14 protein-coding genes are annotated in these 17,055 nt (G+C 52.8%); 8 read left to right on the plus strand and 6 right to left on the minus strand.

Annotated features, from left to right (window positions below):
- The first annotated feature begins 1 nt into the window (after position 1).
- From ACMXD4_RS06410 to ACMXD4_RS06420, 3 genes are all read left to right on the plus strand, one after another.
- Positions 2-397, plus strand: a complete 396-nt coding sequence (locus tag ACMXD4_RS06410) for a hypothetical protein (RefSeq protein ID WP_415880195.1) — start codon at positions 2-4, stop codon at positions 395-397.
- Positions 398-466: 69 nt separating this feature from the next.
- Positions 467-1,033, plus strand: coding sequence for a hypothetical protein (locus tag ACMXD4_RS06415; protein ID WP_415880196.1), 567 nt, complete (start codon positions 467-469; stop codon positions 1,031-1,033).
- Positions 1,034-1,058: 25 nt separating this feature from the next.
- A complete protein-coding gene (locus ACMXD4_RS06420; RefSeq protein ID WP_415880197.1) occupies positions 1,059-2,816 on the plus strand; it encodes an LTA synthase family protein in 1,758 nt (585 codons plus the stop codon).
- On the opposite strand, the gene ACMXD4_RS06425 is transcribed toward ACMXD4_RS06420, so the two are convergent.
- Together ACMXD4_RS06425 and ACMXD4_RS06430 are read right to left on the minus strand one after the other, a co-directional pair.
- Positions 2,752-3,387 (minus strand): alpha-ketoglutarate-dependent dioxygenase AlkB family protein, encoded by a 636-nt coding sequence (locus tag ACMXD4_RS06425; RefSeq protein ID WP_415880198.1) that lies wholly within the window; start codon positions 3,385-3,387, stop codon positions 2,752-2,754. The two genes, ACMXD4_RS06420 and ACMXD4_RS06425, sit on opposite strands and share 65 nt — an antisense overlap.
- Before the next feature lie 70 nt (positions 3,388-3,457).
- Complete coding sequence (locus ACMXD4_RS06430; protein ID WP_415880199.1) at positions 3,458-5,119, minus strand: putative transporter; 1,662 nt, start codon at positions 5,117-5,119, stop codon at positions 3,458-3,460.
- A 134-nt stretch (positions 5,120-5,253) separates the two neighbouring features.
- Between ACMXD4_RS06430 and ACMXD4_RS06435 the strand changes: the two genes are divergently transcribed.
- A complete protein-coding gene (locus ACMXD4_RS06435; RefSeq protein ID WP_415880200.1) occupies positions 5,254-5,820 on the plus strand; it encodes a c-type cytochrome in 567 nt (188 codons plus the stop codon).
- A 127-nt stretch (positions 5,821-5,947) separates the two neighbouring features.
- Positions 5,948-8,713 (plus strand): autotransporter domain-containing protein, encoded by a 2,766-nt coding sequence (locus tag ACMXD4_RS06440; protein WP_415880201.1) that lies wholly within the window; start codon positions 5,948-5,950, stop codon positions 8,711-8,713.
- A gap of 22 nt (positions 8,714-8,735) precedes the next feature.
- Here ACMXD4_RS06440 and ACMXD4_RS06445 read toward each other — a convergent pair whose 3' ends face one another.
- The 4 genes from ACMXD4_RS06445 to ACMXD4_RS06460 are packed head-to-tail and all read right to left on the minus strand — an operon-like array spanning position 8,736 to position 11,825.
- Positions 8,736-9,251: a hypothetical protein gene (locus ACMXD4_RS06445; protein WP_415880202.1), complete on the minus strand. Its 516-nt coding sequence runs from the start codon at positions 9,249-9,251 to the stop codon at positions 8,736-8,738.
- Positions 9,252-9,266: 15 nt separating this feature from the next.
- Positions 9,267-9,659: a hypothetical protein gene (locus ACMXD4_RS06450; RefSeq protein WP_415880203.1), complete on the minus strand. Its 393-nt coding sequence runs from the start codon at positions 9,657-9,659 to the stop codon at positions 9,267-9,269.
- Between the two features lie 8 nt (positions 9,660-9,667).
- Positions 9,668-11,140 carry a sensor histidine kinase gene (locus ACMXD4_RS06455; RefSeq protein WP_415880204.1) on the minus strand — a complete coding sequence of 491 codons (1,473 nt, stop codon included), beginning with the start codon at positions 11,138-11,140 and terminating at the stop codon, positions 9,668-9,670.
- A 1-nt stretch (position 11,141) separates the two neighbouring features.
- The gene (locus ACMXD4_RS06460; protein ID WP_415880205.1) at positions 11,142-11,825 is read right to left on the minus strand and encodes a response regulator; all 684 of its coding nucleotides are present in this window, start codon (positions 11,823-11,825) and stop codon (positions 11,142-11,144) included.
- A 178-nt stretch (positions 11,826-12,003) separates the two neighbouring features.
- Here ACMXD4_RS06460 and ACMXD4_RS06465 point away from each other — a divergent pair, with 178 nt between their 5' ends.
- The 3 genes from ACMXD4_RS06465 (at position 12,004) to carB (ending at position 17,055) form a co-directional block, all read left to right on the plus strand.
- Positions 12,004-12,444, plus strand: a complete 441-nt coding sequence (locus ACMXD4_RS06465; RefSeq protein WP_415880206.1) for a Spy/CpxP family protein refolding chaperone — start codon at positions 12,004-12,006, stop codon at positions 12,442-12,444.
- 244 nt (positions 12,445-12,688) lie between these two features.
- On the plus strand, positions 12,689-13,822 hold the full coding sequence (gene carA, locus ACMXD4_RS06470) for a glutamine-hydrolyzing carbamoyl-phosphate synthase small subunit (RefSeq protein WP_415880207.1): 1,134 nt from the start codon (positions 12,689-12,691) through the stop codon (positions 13,820-13,822).
- 17 nt (positions 13,823-13,839) lie between these two features.
- Positions 13,840-17,055, plus strand: coding sequence for a carbamoyl-phosphate synthase large subunit (gene carB, locus ACMXD4_RS06475; RefSeq protein WP_415880208.1), 3,216 nt, complete (start codon positions 13,840-13,842; stop codon positions 17,053-17,055).

A 17,055-nucleotide genomic window follows, 5' to 3' on the forward strand; every position in this document is an offset into this window, starting at 1 on the left:
CATGACAAAATCATTCTTCGCTACTCTCGCTGTTGTAACGCTGTTAAGCGGTTGCGCCGCTACCCAGGAAAATTCAAAACCGGACGCCGCTGCCGGCGAGCCTGCGGCACTGGTCAATGATTATCCCACCCGCGACCGCGTCGAATATGTGCTGGAATGTGTGGCCAAACATGGCGGCCTAACCTATATCAGCCAATACGCTTGCGGTTGCAAAATCGACAAAATCGCCGAAAAACTCAGTTTTGAGGAATACGAATCGGCCAAAACCTTTACCCAGATGCAAAAAACCCCAGGCGAAGCCGGCGCGGCGTTTCGCGATCCCAAACAATCGAAGGATTTGCGCACCAAGCTGAAAGACGCGGATGCCGAGGCGGAAAAAGCCTGTTTCGTTAAATAATTCCTGTTGGTCATGACGGCGCCAGCCAGGTGTCGTCATGGTTCATGTCTTTTCCGTCGAACCTTTGCCATGAGTAGTTTGGCGTTCGACTCAATTCATCTTACCGTTATGCCCAACGCCGAGTTTTTTCTTACCTACCCCAAATACAAACTGGCGATACTGGCCTTGTTGACGTTGAATATCGGCATATACGCAGCGGTCGATACGCTGACGACGGCGGTTGATGCGCTGACCTGGGTGATATTGTTGGTGATGTTCGAGCTGGAAACCGTCAAGGCCGCGCCATTCAACGAGCGTACCTTGCACGCAGTGCGGAATGTATTGATTGTGGTGATTGCGCTGGTGTTCGGCAGCTACGTCCGCGATAACGAATGGCTGGATGTGGTCAACTCCTTGCTTTGGTTTGGATTGATCGTGTTGCTCGAGTTGGAAGTGCGCTGGCCGGCTTTGGTGGAGCGGCACCGGCAGGCGTTTTGGTTGGTCACCGTGCTGGTATTTATTGGCTTGATCGGTATGGCCGTGGCCTGGCTGATGCAGTCAGAATGGCTGGATGCTTACGATGCGTTGCTGTGGATCACTGCATTCGGTGTGATTGAAGTTGATATCTTTCACTTCCTGAAGTTAACTCGCGATTAACCGCATTTTCAACTGCTTCCTCGGCATGGGCAAAACGGTTTTATGGCTTATTTTGGTTGCGCCCTTGCTGCTGAAAGGGTGGTATGTCGATAATTTTATTTATCACTATACCGGCACCCGTTTTCTGGGATTTACTCAGGTTTTATGTAATGACGCGCTGATTTATGGCGGTATTTTTATATTGCTGTATTTTTCGTTTCTGCCGACTATCATGCGTGGGCTGGCAGCATTATTACGTTTGGCGGCTTTGCTGTTGTTTGCGGTTTATATTATCGATTACGCCATTATCGTTAATTTCAATACGCATCTGGCTTTGGGCGACGCCATAAAATATGCGGATTATTCGTACAAATATATTCAGCAAATTTACGGTTTAAGCGAATTTGGTGTGCTTGCGCTTAGTGTATTAATCTTGGCTATACCTTTATATTTTTCGTGGGTAAGGTTTAAATCCGTAAATCCTCATGTCAAAAAGTGGCCCATCTTCTTAATTCTTGGTTTGCCGTTGGCGGCCGCGTTTGCCGATAATGAAAAATACGCCCATGCCTGGATTTATAAAAATGTCATTGATTATAACTTAACCATATTATCCGAGGCTGCGCCGTATAGCGCCGCCTATGTCGATAACTTTAGTTTTCAAGAGCATATAGACTGCCAAACTCAACCGGTAGACACTAAGAATACTATTATTTTGATGGTGGAGTCCCTTTCCGCTTATCAAAGCCGATATTTCTCCGGCATCCACGATTGGACGCCCAATCTGGATGAAATTGCTCGCCAACATCAAGCGTTCAAGAATTTTTACGCCAACGGTTTTATCACCGAAGACGGCGAAGTCGCGCTGCTGACGGGCTTGCAGCCGCTCTATCCGCCCTCCAGTTATACCGACGATGGCGGTACGTCGTTTTATAGTTTTTATAATATAAAAGATTCCCTACCCAATATTCTTAAAAAGCACGGTTATAAAACCGAATTTTTAACGACTGCAGATTTGGAGTTTGGTAATACCGGAGTCTGGGCAAAAAGCATAGGGTTTGATTATATCGAAGGCCACGACCAGCCGGAGTACGATAAATGGGAGCGGTTTCATTTTGAGGCCGCGCCGGACGAGGCGTTATATTTAAGAGCCTTGGATAGGATAGAGAAAAATAAAAAAAATAATTTTATGCTGTTTATCAAAACGGTTAGCAGTCATCATCCTTATATTAATCCCGAGACTAAGGAAAAATCCGAATCGGCAGCCATTACCTATACCGATAAGCAAATAGGCCGGTTTTATCAAGAACTACAAAATAAGGGCTTTTTCAAGAATGGCCTCTTGATTATTGTCGGCGACCATCATTCGATGACGCCCTTAAAAAAAGCCGAAGTTGAGTTATATGGCCAGTATAAAGCTTCGGCCAAAGTGCCTTTAGTGATTGTCGATGGTGATCAGCCAGCAAGCGTGGAAAACAATCAATATCAACAAATTGATGTGTTTAATAGTTTGCAGGGTTTGATCGCCGGCAAGCAATGTTATTCGGATTGGAACGGGGTGTTGTTCGGCGCAGCAAAAACGTCGCCCAAATACATTATTCATCGGCGCGGCGATAATCGGGATATGGTTAGTGTATTTGCCGAAAACCAAGACTATCTGGTGAAACTGGATGGTGACAATACTCGCGTAATCAGCAAGCTACCGGCGGAACAGGATTTCAGACAGTTGGTGGTCGATAAGGTTAACGCGCTGCGGATAGCGCGGGCGAAGTGGGCGTTGACACAATCCGCCGAAAAGTCAGATTGATCCGGGCTTGCTTGGCTTGGCGAGTTTTGGGAAGTTCGTGGCGCCAATGGTGCTGCAACTCGCCGGCCATGATCAGCAAATCGCCGTGCCTTAGCTCGATATCCAGCACCGTGCGGCTGCGGGCGTGTCGAAAGCGCAGTAAGCGCGTCTCGCCAAAACTCAGCGAAGCAATCAGCGGGTTCGCTCCCAGTTCTTTTTCATTATCGGCATGGCAACCCATCGAGTCCCGGCCGTCGCGATACAGATTCGCCAAAACGCTATTGAAAGGCTGCTGGCAAACGGTTTCGACGTCGCTTCGTATGGATTGTAGCTCGCTGGTCCAGGGTAGCGGTTGGTGATCTACCCCGGAATAGCGGTAGTCGGCGCCTGGGTCGCCGTACCAGGCCATCAAGCGCGGCACAGGCACCCAACGCCCGAAAATATGGATTTGCTCGGTTTGCCAGGCCAGGTTTTGCAATAAGCTGTGCAAATAACTGTCTGCAATGCCGGTTGGGTAGAAAGCTGGCAGAAGATATAACTTGCCATCGCGGGGAGCCAGATTTTGGTAGTTGATGTTTAAGCTCGATGTCATCGCAGTACGCGCCTCAGCTGGCTCGGGGATTTTAGCCGCCGAACCAGACAATCCGATGAATGAATCAGTTTTAATGCACCAACAATATAATCAGCTGCGCGGCAATGATCCGCAGAATCATGACCAACGGGTATACGGTCGCATAGGCCATCGACACAGCCGCCGCCGGGCTGAGGTTATTGGCGAACGCCAACGCGGGTGGATCGGTCATGCTGCCGGCCAGCAAGCCGCAAAGCGTTAGAAAGTTGAGTTTATAAACTATCCGGCCCACGGCCGCGACGATCAGCAGAGGCAGCAAAGTGATCATCGCCGCGCAGGCCATCCAGTAAAAACCATCGCCTTTGACCAGTGTCTCGACGAATTGATCGCCGGAGTGCAAACCGACGCAGGCCAGGAACAACACAATGCCGATGTCTTTTAAAATGATGTTGGAGCTTTTCGGTAAATGCCAGGTCATCGTGCCCCAGTTACCCACCCGGCTGAGCATAATGGCCACCAGCAAAGGCCCGCCGGCCATGCCCAGTTTGACCGCGGAGGGAATGCCGGGTAAATACATGGGCACACTGCCCAGCAACACTCCCAGCGAGATGCCGATAAAAATCGGCATGATCTGCGGATGATTGAGTTCTTCCAGCGAGTTACCCAGGGCTTTTTCGATACTGTTTAACGCTTCCTGATGACCCACCACATTCAGCTCGTCACCGAAGTGGACATGCACATTGCTGGTGGGCGAGAACTCGACATCAGGCCGATGAATTCGGGAAATAGTGACGCCGTAAAGCATGCACAGATTGCCGACGGTTTGATTGATCGCGGATTTGTTGGTGACTACCAATCGTCTGCTTTGCAAATTGGTGGCAATTTGTTTTAGATCGATATCCGACTCCGGACCGATCAGAATTTTCAGTTGTTCCAAAGGTTCACGTTCGCCGACCAGGCGGATGGTGTCGCCAATTGCCAGGCGGCTTTCCTGGCCGGCGACATCGACTGCACCGTTATGCAGAATCCGGGTCATCACCACGTTCATACCTTCGAAAAACGGAATTTGGCTCAGCGTCAAACCGTTCAGATTTGGGTTTTCCACCCGCAAATCCTTCCAGATCGGTACATGGGTGTCTTGCTGTTGTTGGTCGGCAAAGCTTTTGGCTTCGTCGGCTATATCCACTTTAAACAAGCGTTTGTTTAGTAGCATGGCCAGAATGATGCCGGCGATACCGAATGGGTAGGCCACCGCATAGCCCAAGCCCGGCATTTTCAAGGTTTCGCTGTCGATGCCGGCAATCCCGCCCAGTACTTGCTGGGCGGCGGCCAGCGATGGGGTATTGGTGGTGGCGCCGGAAAACAGGCCTACCGCTACCGGCATCGGAATCTCACCGACAATGCTGATCAATACCGTAATCAATGCGCCCAATAGCACAATCGCGGCGGCCATGCCGTTCAGCCGCAAGCCGTAACGAAAAAACGAGCTGACAAAGCTGGGGCCGACTTGCAAACCAATCGCGTAAACGAAGAGTACCAAGCCGAATTCTCGCAAGAAATGCATCACTTCCGGATTGATACTCAGTTGGAAATGCCCGAATAGCAGTCCGGAAAACAGCACGCCGGCGATGCCCAGTTGAATACCGGCCAGCGCTACTCTGCCCAACACCAGGCCGCTTGCCACTACCAAGCTAATAATTAGTAGTGTGTGCGGCACGGAATCTTGATTAAAAAGCGATAGCAACCACGACATGGCCTATTCCTTTGGTTCGAGTGGGTTGAAGGGATTTAGGTTTGCTTAGTCAATGTCGCCTGACTATGATGCAGAAGCCTGATAGCGCATTATGTGGTCAGGATTGTACAACAAGCCAACCAAGGGTGATTCCGATGAATAATAAATATCATAAATTGAGATATATCGTCATGCTGGGGCTGTTTGCCGCCGGCGTCAATGCTGCGGATATCGAAGCAGGCAAGGCGAAAGCGGCTGCGTGCCAAGGTTGCCACGGTGCGGCCGGCGTCAGTAGCAGCCCGTTGTGGCCCAGTCTGGCGGGGCAGAGCGCGGTGTATATCGAGAGTCAGCTGAATAAATTCCGCAACGGTCAGCGTGATAACGAGGTGATGAAGCCCTTGGCTTCAGGCTTGAGCGACACCGACATTCAAAATATTTCTGCGTATTACGCCAGCTTGCACGGCAAATCGGCCGGTAGCAGCGACGCCAATTTGGTTAAGCAGGGTAAAGACAAAGCCGCTATGTGTCTGGGTTGCCACGGCAACAATGCGCAAGGTATGGGTATGGTGCCGAAACTGGCCGGACAGCATCCGCAATATTTAGCCAAACAGCTAACCGATTTCAAAAAAGGCGCGCGCAAGGCCCCGCAAATGAATGCTCTGGCACAATCGCTTAGCGAAGACGACATCAAGGCGGTGGCCGCTTATTTGGGGTCCTTGTAAATTATTTGATATTCCGCATCGTTGAGAGTAACTAACGATGCGGTTGTTTTGTTGAATGATTCGGCTAACCTTATGTGCATAGTTCTTCAAATCCCGCAATCCAAGCGCATAGCAAATTAACAGTGTGATGAAATTAAAGGGTCCGATACGGATTGGCTTGTTGGCTTGCGCCTCCGGGTCTGCGCTAGCCGATGCGTTGTCATCCGATGTGTCCTGGTCGGTGATTGGGCGTAATGTCACGATTACTCAGCCGTTCTTTGCCGGCGCAGACCGGGGGAGTTTTGCCGGAAACTCGGCAACGGTAGGTTCGGGGGCCACCGTTAATTTGGCGGGTGGTTACAGCATCCAGGAAGGCGACACCAGTTACTGCCCAGGCTGCATTATCCAGCTTTATACCGCTTGGATTGCCCCGGCACAGGCTGGCTCGGCCGGGTTTTACTCCGGCGGAATCGGTCCCGGTTTCGGTAGCCTGAGCGGATCGTTTTCCGGTCAACTCACGGCCCCTAAAACGCCCGGGACTTACTTTATCGGTCTCGGCGCAACGCTGGACTATGTTTACCAACCGAATACTGCCGGAGGGTTTGGGAAAGACCAGAATGGCATATCCGGTTTCGCGCCTTTTCAGGTGACTGTCACACCTATAGCCGTTAGTTCTATTAGTGCGAATGACAGTTTCAGCACTCTGCCCGGTTACTATTACAACACCGGCGGCGATTTCAACAACTATGGCACATTAGTCAATAACAGCGCCACGTTCAGTCATGGCTCAGGCGTTTTCGCCAATTTCGGCGCCATCAACAACCAAGGTGTAATCGAGAATGCCGGACAGATGGTCAATAGCGGCAGCATCGACAATGTAGCAGGCAATACGCTGACAAACGCCGGCGCACTGGTCAATCAGGGAAATTTCGGCAACGCCGGGCAACTGAGTAACCAAGGTACTTTCAGCAATCACGGCGTGCTGAACAATACCGGCACTATAAGCAATACCGGCCAATTCAATCTGGCGCAAACCGGCCTAATTACCGGGACCGGCGATTTCTATAACAGCGGGCAAGGGCGCGTCGATATTTCCGGTAACAACACGCATCGGTTTGATGGCAATGTCAGTAACGACGGAGTTTTCAGAACGGTAAATACCTCGGTGGCGTTTACCGGTAACTTCACGAATAACGGCCGCTATGAGAGCGACCCGTCGATCAATCAATTCAACAATCTGTCCATAGGTGCCAGCGGTTATTTGGTGGGCGGTGCCGGCGATGTTTTCATCGTAACCGGCGATTTTATTAATGCCAGCACGCAAAATACTCTGTGGGATACCGCAAATGCCGATCTGGTTTTCAGCGGCCCGAGCGCGACGCAGCATGCGATGAGCTTGGTGGGTAGCGATCAGGGGCAGACCACTGCCGGTGCGGTCAATAATTTTGCCTGGGGTTCTGTAACGGTAGCGAGCGGCAACGGTTTGAGCTTGGTCGATGGCAATAGCACGCCGGGCGCCGCATTGTATGCCAGTCGACTGGTATTGGCGGATGGCGTGAACCAATTAAGCAGCATTAGCAGCGACTACAACATTTACATCGATCCCAATCTGCCGGAAAACCAATACTTATTGGGAGCGATACGCAGTTTCGGTGGCGGTCGAGGCCAATTGGCACCCTGGAGTCTGCAACCTTTTACGACCGAAACCAGCACCTCACCGGAATTAACCTTTAACCAGCAGACTTTCGCGCCCGCCTTGAACGAGGCTTGTGCTACGCCAAGCGGGATTTTGGCTACCCGGTGCCTGCAACTGCAAGCGCTCAGTCCGGAACAGCAAACCACCGCTGTTGCAGCATTAACGCCGGATCAGGTGCCGAGCCAGATGGCCGGGCCGGTGAAATTGGGCGCAACGCGCATGGATGGCCCGCTGACCCGATTGGCGAGCTTACGCGCTGGCGGCGGCGGTGCGCCTTTGTCGGTGAATTTTAACGGGATCCAATTATCCGCCAACCCCGCGAGCTCTCAGGGGCTAGGCGGCGCGGCGGGCGATGACGAGTTGTTCCGAGATTCGCCGCTGGGTGTGTTTTTACAAACCCGCTTTAATTTTGCCAATCTGCGCGGTGATGCGTGGGATCGCGGCTTTGATTCGCAAGCGCGCACCGTAACGGGCGGCGCGGATTATCGGCTAAGCGACAAATTGGTGGTTGGTGCCGCGTTTAACTACACGCATTCTTCCACCCAATATGCCGATTCGGCCGGCAATATGAGCAGCGATACTTATCTGGGCGCACTATACGGCAGCTATTATCTGCCCGAGGATATTTATCTGGATTGGGTGGGAAATTACGGCGGTAATGACTATGCCTTTAACCGCCAATACGCCTTTTCCGGATTCGCCGGCCAATCCGCATCCACAACCACCGGCAATCAATACGGTTTTGCATTAAGCAGCGGCAAAGACTTCAATTGGGACGAGTGGGCCATTGGCCCTTATCTGCGTTTAGAGTATCTGGGCATGAATATCGCCCAATACCAAGAGCACAGCGGCAACGGTTTCGACATCATCACCGGCGAGCAAATCAATCATTCTTTCGTCAGCAATCTCGGTACCCAAATCAGTTATGCGCTCAGCACCTCATGGGGCGTATTCACGCCGGCCGTGCGCGTGGAATGGGAGCATCAATACCTTAACGACAACCGGCTGATTCACATGCGCTTGGCTCAGGCCGAGCCGGGGCAGGGTAATTTTACGATTCAAACCGGCGAGCCCGACCGCGATTATGTCAACCTCGGCGGTTCGCTCAGCGCTACATTGCCCAATGGCGGCTCAGGGTTCGTGCGTTATGAAACCCGCTTGGGCCAAACCAATATTTCCGACCACATTCTGGAAGCGGGCTTGCGGATGAGTTTTTAGTTACGCAAGCCCTTCCTGCTGGTTATTGGTAAGGAGGTGGTGGTGGCAAGCCGGGCGGTGGTGGCGGAATGCTGGGTTGTGAGGCTTTTGGCGCCGGCGATTGGTAAGAAAACTGTCCGGATACCGGCACCCGGTGGCCCTTGGCATACATACATTGCACATAGGCATTGTCGTAACCTTGTTGGGTGGCATAACCGGAGCGTCTTGATTCGCCGCTGCCGACGATAGTGCCGGCCACTAATCCCGTGCCCGCGCCGATTGCCGCTCCACCGCCTCCACCAATAGCGGCGCCAGCGGCCGCTCCCACTGCCGTGCCGACTGCGGCACTGCCGATTTGGCTATCGGTGCTGGCCTGATTCGGTGTGGTCCCCACTTGTCCGGCTGCGTATTGCTGGCATTGATAATCATCCTGGCGAAATTGTTCGAATGATAAGCCGGTGCCGGGCAGCGCCATCACACTCGGGCCCGAAGGCATATGGGCGCAGCCGCTCAAGGCCAGTGCCACGCAGATTCCTGCTATTGGGGTTTTACTGTTCATGTTTGCGGTCTCCTGCTAATTTTGTGGCGTCGGCTCAACTTGTTGCCAGCCATTCGCACAGTCCTTTACGTAAGGATAGTAGCCAGCCGGATCGTTACAGTAATACCAATAGCCTTCTGCTAAAGGGGCGTTCTGAGGCTGGCTGCGTTCGCGCTCGATATAGACTGGCGGTTCCACCGGTACGGTGATAATTTCCCGCGGGTAATAGGGATACGCCGGGTAGTAGGGATATGTCGGATAAAAGGGTCTGGGATACACTGGAGCGCCGAAGTAGAAGCCGAAGCCAGGATGAAAATGGCCGCCAAAATGTCCACCGCCGTGATGGTGTGGGCCGGCGTCGGCATGAAAAGTTGCTGCCGCCAATAAAACCGCCAGCGCGACGGTAATCCGGTGTTTTAATTTCAGCATATGTACCTCTAATTTGTTTGTCGCGTTGGAAACGGGATCTCGATCGCCACGCTTAAACCGCCTTGCAGCCGGTTGCTAGCGCTGATGCTGCCACCATGCGCCTCGACGGCTCGATGCGCGATGGTGAGTCCCAGGCCGGTGCTGTGCGGTTTTTGTGCTTGACCACTGCGGAAAAACGGCTGAAAAATGGCCGTCAAATCCTGATCGGGTACCCCAGGGCCGTCATCGTCCACCCGAATTCTTAAGTGACGATTAGCGCTATCAAAATCGGCGGCAACGAATACCGTGCCGTCGGCTTGACAGTGTTGCACGGCGTTACGCAGCACGTTTTCGATAGCGCGATGTAATAGTTCGCTTTGGCATTCGACCTCCACGTCAACATCGCCGAGATACCTCAATGCGATACGTTTCGGTTCCGCCTCGAAACGCACGTCGGCGACAATGTCGGCCAGTAGGTCGTCGAGATTGATAGCATCTAGTTTTCCTGGCGCAACGCCGGCTTCCAGCTTAGATAGCATCAATAGTTCGCCGACCAAATCGCTGATTCGTTGCGATTCCCGTTCGATGCGTTCCAGCGTGGTCGGCAATTTTTCCGGTTGTTGTTGGGCTAGGCCGATAGCGGCTTGGATACGCGCCAACGGCGAGCGAAGTTCGTGGGATACATCGTGCAGCAGATGTTGCTGGGCACTGATTAGCGAGCAGATTTGTTGCGCCATATGGTCAAAGTCACGACCCAGGTCCGCCAATTCGTCGCTCCGTCTACCCATTGCATTGCCGATGCGGGTATTTAGCCGGCCTTGAGCGACAGCGCTTAAAGCGTCGCGCAGGCTGCGGATGGGTTTGGCGAAATACCAGGCCAACAGTCCGCTGAACAGCAGGCTGGCCAAGCAGCCGGAGACTATCGGTAAAATCGGCGCGGGCGGTTCGCGGTGCGGGCGAGGGCCGTGATCCTCTGGATTACCGCTCGGTGGTGGTGGCCGGTCTCCTAGCATGGAGCCGTCGAAGCCAAATGCAGGCAGTCCGGGATTACCTGGAAATGACGGCCTGAACAGGCCACCAAAGCCGTGCTCCGGTAGCGGAACGAATAGTAAATAGTGTTGGCCGTCGTCGGCTGCAATCATTTGGATAGCATCCGGGTAGGCGTTTTTTCGCTGTAAGGCTCTGGCCTGCTGCAATACCTCTGTCGCTAAGGGTCTGCCCAGTAATTCCCGATCCGTATCGTCTACCGCGTATATCGGTGGAAAACGGGTGTTTTGCAAGGTCTGAATAAAATCGTGCAAGCCCTTGACGCCGCCATGCGGCAGGGTGCTGGCGGCCAGCTTGACTAGCGAGGCGCGTCTGACATCGACGACATCGGCTGACTTGGCCGACTGGTTTTGCTGCGCGGAGTGTCTGAGCCAGACGGCTGTACCCACACCGATGCCCGCGGTTAATAGAGCCAGCCAAAATGCAAAGAAAAACTTCCAAAATAATCTGCCCATCTTATGCCTTGATCATCTGGTAGCCTTGGCCGCGCACGGTCTGAATGTAAGAGCGGCCGTCCGGCTGGCTGCCGAGTTTCTGGCGGATGCTGCTCATATGCACGTCAATGCAACGGTCGAAACGCGCCAGAGGCCGGCCCAGGGCTTTTTCGGAGAGCTCGTTTTTGCTGACGACCCGGCCCACCTGACTGGCCAAAGTTTCCAGCAAATTGAACTCGGTGCTGGTTAGGTCCAGGTCTTGTTCGAACCAGGCAGCTTTGCGTTTTTCCGGCCACAGTTGCAGCGGCCCGGCCACAATCGGTCCTGATGACAGACTGGCGGCGGGCTGGGTTCGACGCAAAATTGCCCGGATTCTGGCGACCAGTTCTCTGGGCGTGCAGGGCTTGGGCACGTAATCGTCGGCGCCGGATTCCAAACCAATGATGCGGTCCACGTCATCGCCCTTGGCAGTGAACATCAGTACCGGAACCCGGCTTTCCAGGCGGATGCGCGTCAATATCTCGGTGCCTTTGATATCCGGCAGCATGATGTCCAAAATGATCAATTGATATTCGCCGGATAGGGCATGTTGCAGTCCGGATGCGCCGGTATGGCTGACGTCCACATTAAAACCTTCCTGCGTCAGATACTCTCGGAATAATCCCGCCAGTTCGACGTCATCATCGATAATTAACACTTTGTGCATGGTTCTCGCTCGTTGGCTGTGTGTTCATCATCATAGCCGCGGCTTCTGAAGACAACCAGCGGGGTTTACCTGATTTTACACAGCACTAACAGCACTTAACCTCTGATTTGAAATACTGGCTAAGACGAAATTGAACAGGTTTTGTCCTTGGATTTATCATCGTTTTGTGGAGAGTGTTATGAAAAAATTAGTGTTAGTGCTTGGCTTGTTACCCCTAACTGCAATGGCTGAGCCGCCGCACGGCGGGCACCACGGCGGCGGCAAACCGCCGATGCATAGGTTTGGCGAAGCGGACGGCGAGCAACATTTGCCGAGATTTTTAAAAAATCTTGATCTAAGCGAAAAGCAGGAAGCGGATATCAAGAATTTGATGAAAACCCGATTCGGTAATGGGCAAGATCGATTTAAACAAGAGCATGCGCAGCGGGCCGAGTTGCACGCTTTGAGTTTTTCTGCCGATTACAATGAGGAAAAGGCCAAAGTGTTGCTTGAGAAATCTGCGGCGATGCATCAGCAGATGGCCTTGGAAAAATCCAAGCTCGATCATGACGTGTTTATGTTGTTAACGGCGGCGCAGCAAGAAAAACTGCAAGCCGAAATCGGCAAATTCGAACATTGACTGAACCTGTTGTCCTTACACAGCCCGGTGCAGTGGTTGCTGGCGCCCGGCCAATCCGGATAAGGCGGAATTGGCAATAAATACAGTGTCTTTGTGAAACAGTGGAATCTCGGTGATGCACCAAGTTAGAAAATTGTTAATGACCAAACAGCCATAATTTCGTAAAATCACTTAAGTTTTTATCTATCAGGAACGGGATGAATCGCAAGATTTATCCCGTTTTCTACATCTAAGGTGGCCAATCTTGAACAAACCTGCATTACTGGTACTAGAAGACGGGACGGTGTTTCACGGCATTTCGATAGGTGCCGACGGCTGTTCCGTGGGAGAAGTGGTTTTTAACACGGCACTGACCGGCTATCAGGAAATTCTCAGCGATCCGTCGTACGCACGGCAAATCGTCACATTGACTTATCCGCACATCGGCAATGTCGGTACTAATCCTGAAGACGACGAATCTGTCAAAGTGTTTGCCAGCGGCCTGGTGATACGGGATTTGCCTTTGCTGGCCAGCAGCTGGCGTAACGCGAAAACCCTGCCCGAATATCTGCGCGAGCACAACGTGGTGGCAATTGCCGACATCGACACCCGCAAATTAACCCGCTTGCTACGCGACAAAGGCGCGCAACGCGGTTGCATCATGGCCGGTGAGCCGGTTGATTTAGACGCTGCGAAACAGGCCATCGAAGGCTTTCCAGGCCTGAAAGGCATGGATCTGGCGAAGGAAGTGACTACCGCGCAAGCCTATGTCTGGACCGAAAACGTCTGGAAGCTGGGTGAAGGACATCAACAAGCGCCTGATTTGACCAAGCATGTAGTGGCTTACGATTTCGGTATCAAGCGCAATATCCTGCGGTTGTTGGCCAACCGCGGTTGCAAGGTCACGGTCGTTCCGGCCAAAACGCCCGCCGCCGAAGTGTTAGCAATGAATCCCGACGGCGTGTTTTTATCCAACGGTCCCGGCGATCCGGAGCCTTGCACCTATGCCATCGAAGCGATCAAAACCATCCTGGATAAAAAAGTGCCAGTGTTCGGCATTTGTTTGGGCCATCAGTTATTGGCTTTAGCCAGCGGCGCGAAAACCGAGAAAATGAAATTCGGCCATCACGGTGCTAATCATCCGGTGCAAGAACTGGCAACCGGCCGGGTGATGATCAGCAGCCAAAACCACGGTTTTGCCGCCAGCCCGGATTCTTTGCCCGCCAATCTGAAAGCGACCTATGTGTCGCTGTTCGACGGTAGTCTGCAAGGTATCGCCCGCACCGACGTGCCGGCCTTCAGTTTTCAGGGGCATCCGGAAGCCAGCCCCGGTCCGCACGATGTCGAGTCCTTGTTCGACGTTTTTCTGGAAATGATGAACCAGCCTCGTTCCGCTTAAGTTTTATACAGAGTGATATGCCAAAAAGAACCGACATAAAATCGATTTTATTACTGGGCGCCGGACCGATTGTCATTGGTCAGGCTTGCGAGTTTGATTATTCCGGCACCCAGGCTTGTAAAGCCTTACGGGAAGAAGGGTACCGGGTTATTCTGGTCAACTCCAATCCGGCGACGATCATGACCGACCCGGATATGGCCGACGCGATTTACATCGAGCCTATCGACTGGCAGACCGTTGAGAAAATCATCGAAAAAGAACGTCCCGATGCGGTGTTGCCGACCATGGGCGGCCAGACCGCGCTGAACTGTGCGCTGGCGCTGGACAAACACGGCGTATTGGCAAAATACAGCGTGGAAATGATAGGTGCGACCAAAGAAGCCATCAACATGGCCGAGGATCGTGCGCTGTTCAATGAAGCGATGGCGCGCATTGGTTTGGAAGTGTCTAGAGCCAAAGTCGCACACAGCATGGAAGAAGCCTTTGCGGCGCAGGAAGAAGTGGGTTATCCCACCGTGATTCGGCCCTCGTTCACGATGGGCGGCAGCGGCGGCGGTATTGCCTATAACCGCGAAGAATTCATCGAAATTTGCGAGCGCGGCCTGTATCTGTCGCCGACCAGCGAATTGTTGATCGAAGAATCGATTTTGGGCTGGAAAGAGTTTGAAATGGAAGTGGTGCGGGATTCCAAAGATAACTGCATCATCATTTGCTCAATCGAAAATTTCGACCCTATGGGCGTGCATACCGGTGATTCGATCACCGTAGCCCCGGCGCAAACCCTGACCGACAAGGAATATCAAATCCTGCGTAACGCTTCGTTGGCGGTATTGCGGGAAATCGGTGTCGATACCGGCGGTTCCAACGTACAGTTTGCCATCAATCCCGACACTGGCCGCTTGATTGTCATCGAAATGAATCCTCGTGTCTCGCGTTCGTCGGCCTTGGCCTCCAAGGCCACCGGTTTCCCGATTGCCAAAGTCGCGGCCAAATTGGCGGTGGGCTATACGCTGGATGAATTGCGTAACGAAATCACCGGCGGTGCTACGCCTGCGTCGTTCGAGCCGTCCATCGATTATGTGGTTACCAAAGTGCCGCGCTTTGCCTTTGAAAAATTCCCGCAAGCTAATGACAGGCTGACCACGCAAATGAAGTCGGTCGGCGAGGTGATGGCGATTGGCCGCACCTTCCAGGAGTCTTTGCAAAAAGCTTTGCGTGGCTTGGAAGTGGGTGTCGATGGTCTGGATGAAATTGCCGATTTGAACGATGCTAATAGCGAAGACACCATTCTCAAAGAACTACGCTATCCCGGTCCGCAACGCCTCTGGTATTTGGCGGATGCCTTCCGTAGCGGTTTGAGTTTTGAAGACATTCATCAGGCGTCGAAAATAGATCCGTGGTTCTTGGCGCAGGTCGAGGATCTGATTAATACTGAAAAAACCTTGTCCACCAAAACCCTGGCGACCCTGGAGCCGGGCGAGTTGTTGCGGCTGAAGCGTAAAGGCTTCTCTGATAGACGCCTCGCGAAACTGTTGGAAACCAAAGAATCGGAAGTGCGCAGCGTCCGTCACAAAAAAGGCGTGCGTCCGGTTTATAAGCGCATCGATTCTTGCGCGGCGGAGTTTGCTTCCGATACGGCTTATCTGTATTCGACTTACGAGCAGGAATGCGAGGCCAATCCGTCCGATAAGGAAAAAATCATCATTCTTGGTGGCGGCCCAAACCGGATCGGCCAAGGTATCGAGTTCGATTATTGCTGCGTGCATGCCGCGTTGGCGCTACGCGAAGATGGTTACGAAACCATCATGGTCAACTGTAACCCGGAAACCGTTTCTACCGACTTCGATACTTCCGACCGTTTGTACTTCGAGCCTTTGACGCTGGAAGACGTACTGGAAATCATCGAACTGGAAAAGCCCAAGGGTGTCATCGTCCAATACGGTGGGCAAACGCCGTTAAAACTGGCCCGGGCCTTGGAAGCTGCTGGTGCGCCGATTATCGGTACTTCGCCGGACTCTATCGACTTGGCTGAAGATCGCGAGCGTTTCCAGAAATTGCTGGAGCGTTTGAATCTGTTGCAACCACCCAATGCCACTGCACGTTCGGTCGAGCAAGCCGTTAATTCGGCTCGCGAACTCGGTTATCCATTGGTCGTGCGTCCATCTTATGTGTTGGGTGGCCGGGCGATGGAGATCGTGTTCAACGAAGATGGTTTGCGCCGCTATATGAAAGAAGCGGTCAGCGTTTCCAACGATTCGCCCGTATTGCTGGATAGATTTCTGGACGATGCGGTGGAGATGGACGTTGATGCGATTTACGACGGCGAAACCGTGCTGATCGGCGGATTGATGGAACATATCGAGCAAGCCGGTGTGCATTCCGGTGACTCCGCGTGTTCGTTGCCGCCTTACGATTTGCCGGCGCATATGCAGGATCAACTGCGTGCGCAAGTCGCGAAAATGGCCGAAGCGCTGGGTGTACGCGGTCTGATGAATACCCAGTTCGCGATTCAGGGCGAAACCATTTACGTGCTGGAAGTGAATCCGCGTGCCTCGCGTACCGCGCCGTTCGTGTCCAAAGCCACCGGTTATCCGCTGGCGAAAATTGCCGCGCGGGTGATGGTCGGTAAATCCTTGCAAGAGCAGGGCATTACCGAAGAGCGTATTCCCGAATATTTCTCGGTGAAAGAGGCGGTATTCCCGTTCATTAAGTTCCCCGGCGTTGATCCGCTGTTGGGACCAGAAATGAAATCGACCGGTGAAGTCATGGGCGTCGGTAAGACCTTCGGCGAAGCGTTTGCCAAATCGCAACGCGCGTGTGGTGTGGATTTGAGTCACAGCGGCAAGGTGTTAATCAGTATCCGTGATGCCGACAAACCTAAGCTGCCGGAACTGGCTAAAATGCTGATCGACAAAAATTACGAGATTGTGGCGACTCGCGGTACTGCCAAGGTATTGAAAGAAGCCGGTATTCCTTGCAAGGAAATCTTCAAGGTCAACGAAGGCAGGCCCAATACTGTGGATATGATCAAAAACGGCGAGGTGCAGTTGATCGTCAACACGACCGAAGGCGTTAAAGCCGTGGCCGATTCGTTTACCATGCGCCGCGAAGCCTTGCAGCGCAAAGTGACCTATTACACGACGATGGCGGGTGCGCGTGCCGCTTGTTATGCCTTGGGCGAACTCGATGCCGGCGACGTGAACTGTCTGCAAGACTTGCATAAAACATTTTAA

The sequence above is a fragment of the Methylomonas sp. TEB genome, assembly GCF_047777895.1.
In the GTDB taxonomy this organism is placed as follows: Bacteria; Pseudomonadota; Gammaproteobacteria; order Methylococcales; family Methylomonadaceae; genus Methylomonas.

What these genes read in the sequence shown, in the direction of transcription:
- ACMXD4_RS06410 (WP_415880195.1), top strand. Translation starts at nt 2, where the DNA reads ATGACAAAATCATTCTTCGCTACTCTCGCTGTTGTAACGCTGTTAAGC.
- ACMXD4_RS06415 (WP_415880196.1), top strand. Translation starts at nt 467, where the DNA reads ATGAGTAGTTTGGCGTTCGACTCAATTCATCTTACCGTTATGCCCAAC.
- ACMXD4_RS06420 (WP_415880197.1), top strand. Translation starts at nt 1,059, where the DNA reads ATGGGCAAAACGGTTTTATGGCTTATTTTGGTTGCGCCCTTGCTGCTG.
- ACMXD4_RS06425 (WP_415880198.1), bottom strand. Translation starts at nt 3,387, where the DNA reads ATGACATCGAGCTTAAACATCAACTACCAAAATCTGGCTCCCCGCGAT.
- ACMXD4_RS06430 (WP_415880199.1), bottom strand. Translation starts at nt 5,119, where the DNA reads ATGTCGTGGTTGCTATCGCTTTTTAATCAAGATTCCGTGCCGCACACA.
- ACMXD4_RS06435 (WP_415880200.1), top strand. Translation starts at nt 5,254, where the DNA reads ATGAATAATAAATATCATAAATTGAGATATATCGTCATGCTGGGGCTG.
- ACMXD4_RS06440 (WP_415880201.1), top strand. Translation starts at nt 5,948, where the DNA reads ATGAAATTAAAGGGTCCGATACGGATTGGCTTGTTGGCTTGCGCCTCC.
- ACMXD4_RS06445 (WP_415880202.1), bottom strand. Translation starts at nt 9,251, where the DNA reads ATGAACAGTAAAACCCCAATAGCAGGAATCTGCGTGGCACTGGCCTTG.
- ACMXD4_RS06450 (WP_415880203.1), bottom strand. Translation starts at nt 9,659, where the DNA reads ATGCTGAAATTAAAACACCGGATTACCGTCGCGCTGGCGGTTTTATTG.
- ACMXD4_RS06455 (WP_415880204.1), bottom strand. Translation starts at nt 11,140, where the DNA reads ATGGGCAGATTATTTTGGAAGTTTTTCTTTGCATTTTGGCTGGCTCTA.
- ACMXD4_RS06460 (WP_415880205.1), bottom strand. Translation starts at nt 11,825, where the DNA reads ATGCACAAAGTGTTAATTATCGATGATGACGTCGAACTGGCGGGATTA.
- ACMXD4_RS06465 (WP_415880206.1), top strand. Translation starts at nt 12,004, where the DNA reads ATGAAAAAATTAGTGTTAGTGCTTGGCTTGTTACCCCTAACTGCAATG.
- carB (WP_415880208.1), top strand. Translation starts at nt 13,840, where the DNA reads ATGCCAAAAAGAACCGACATAAAATCGATTTTATTACTGGGCGCCGGA.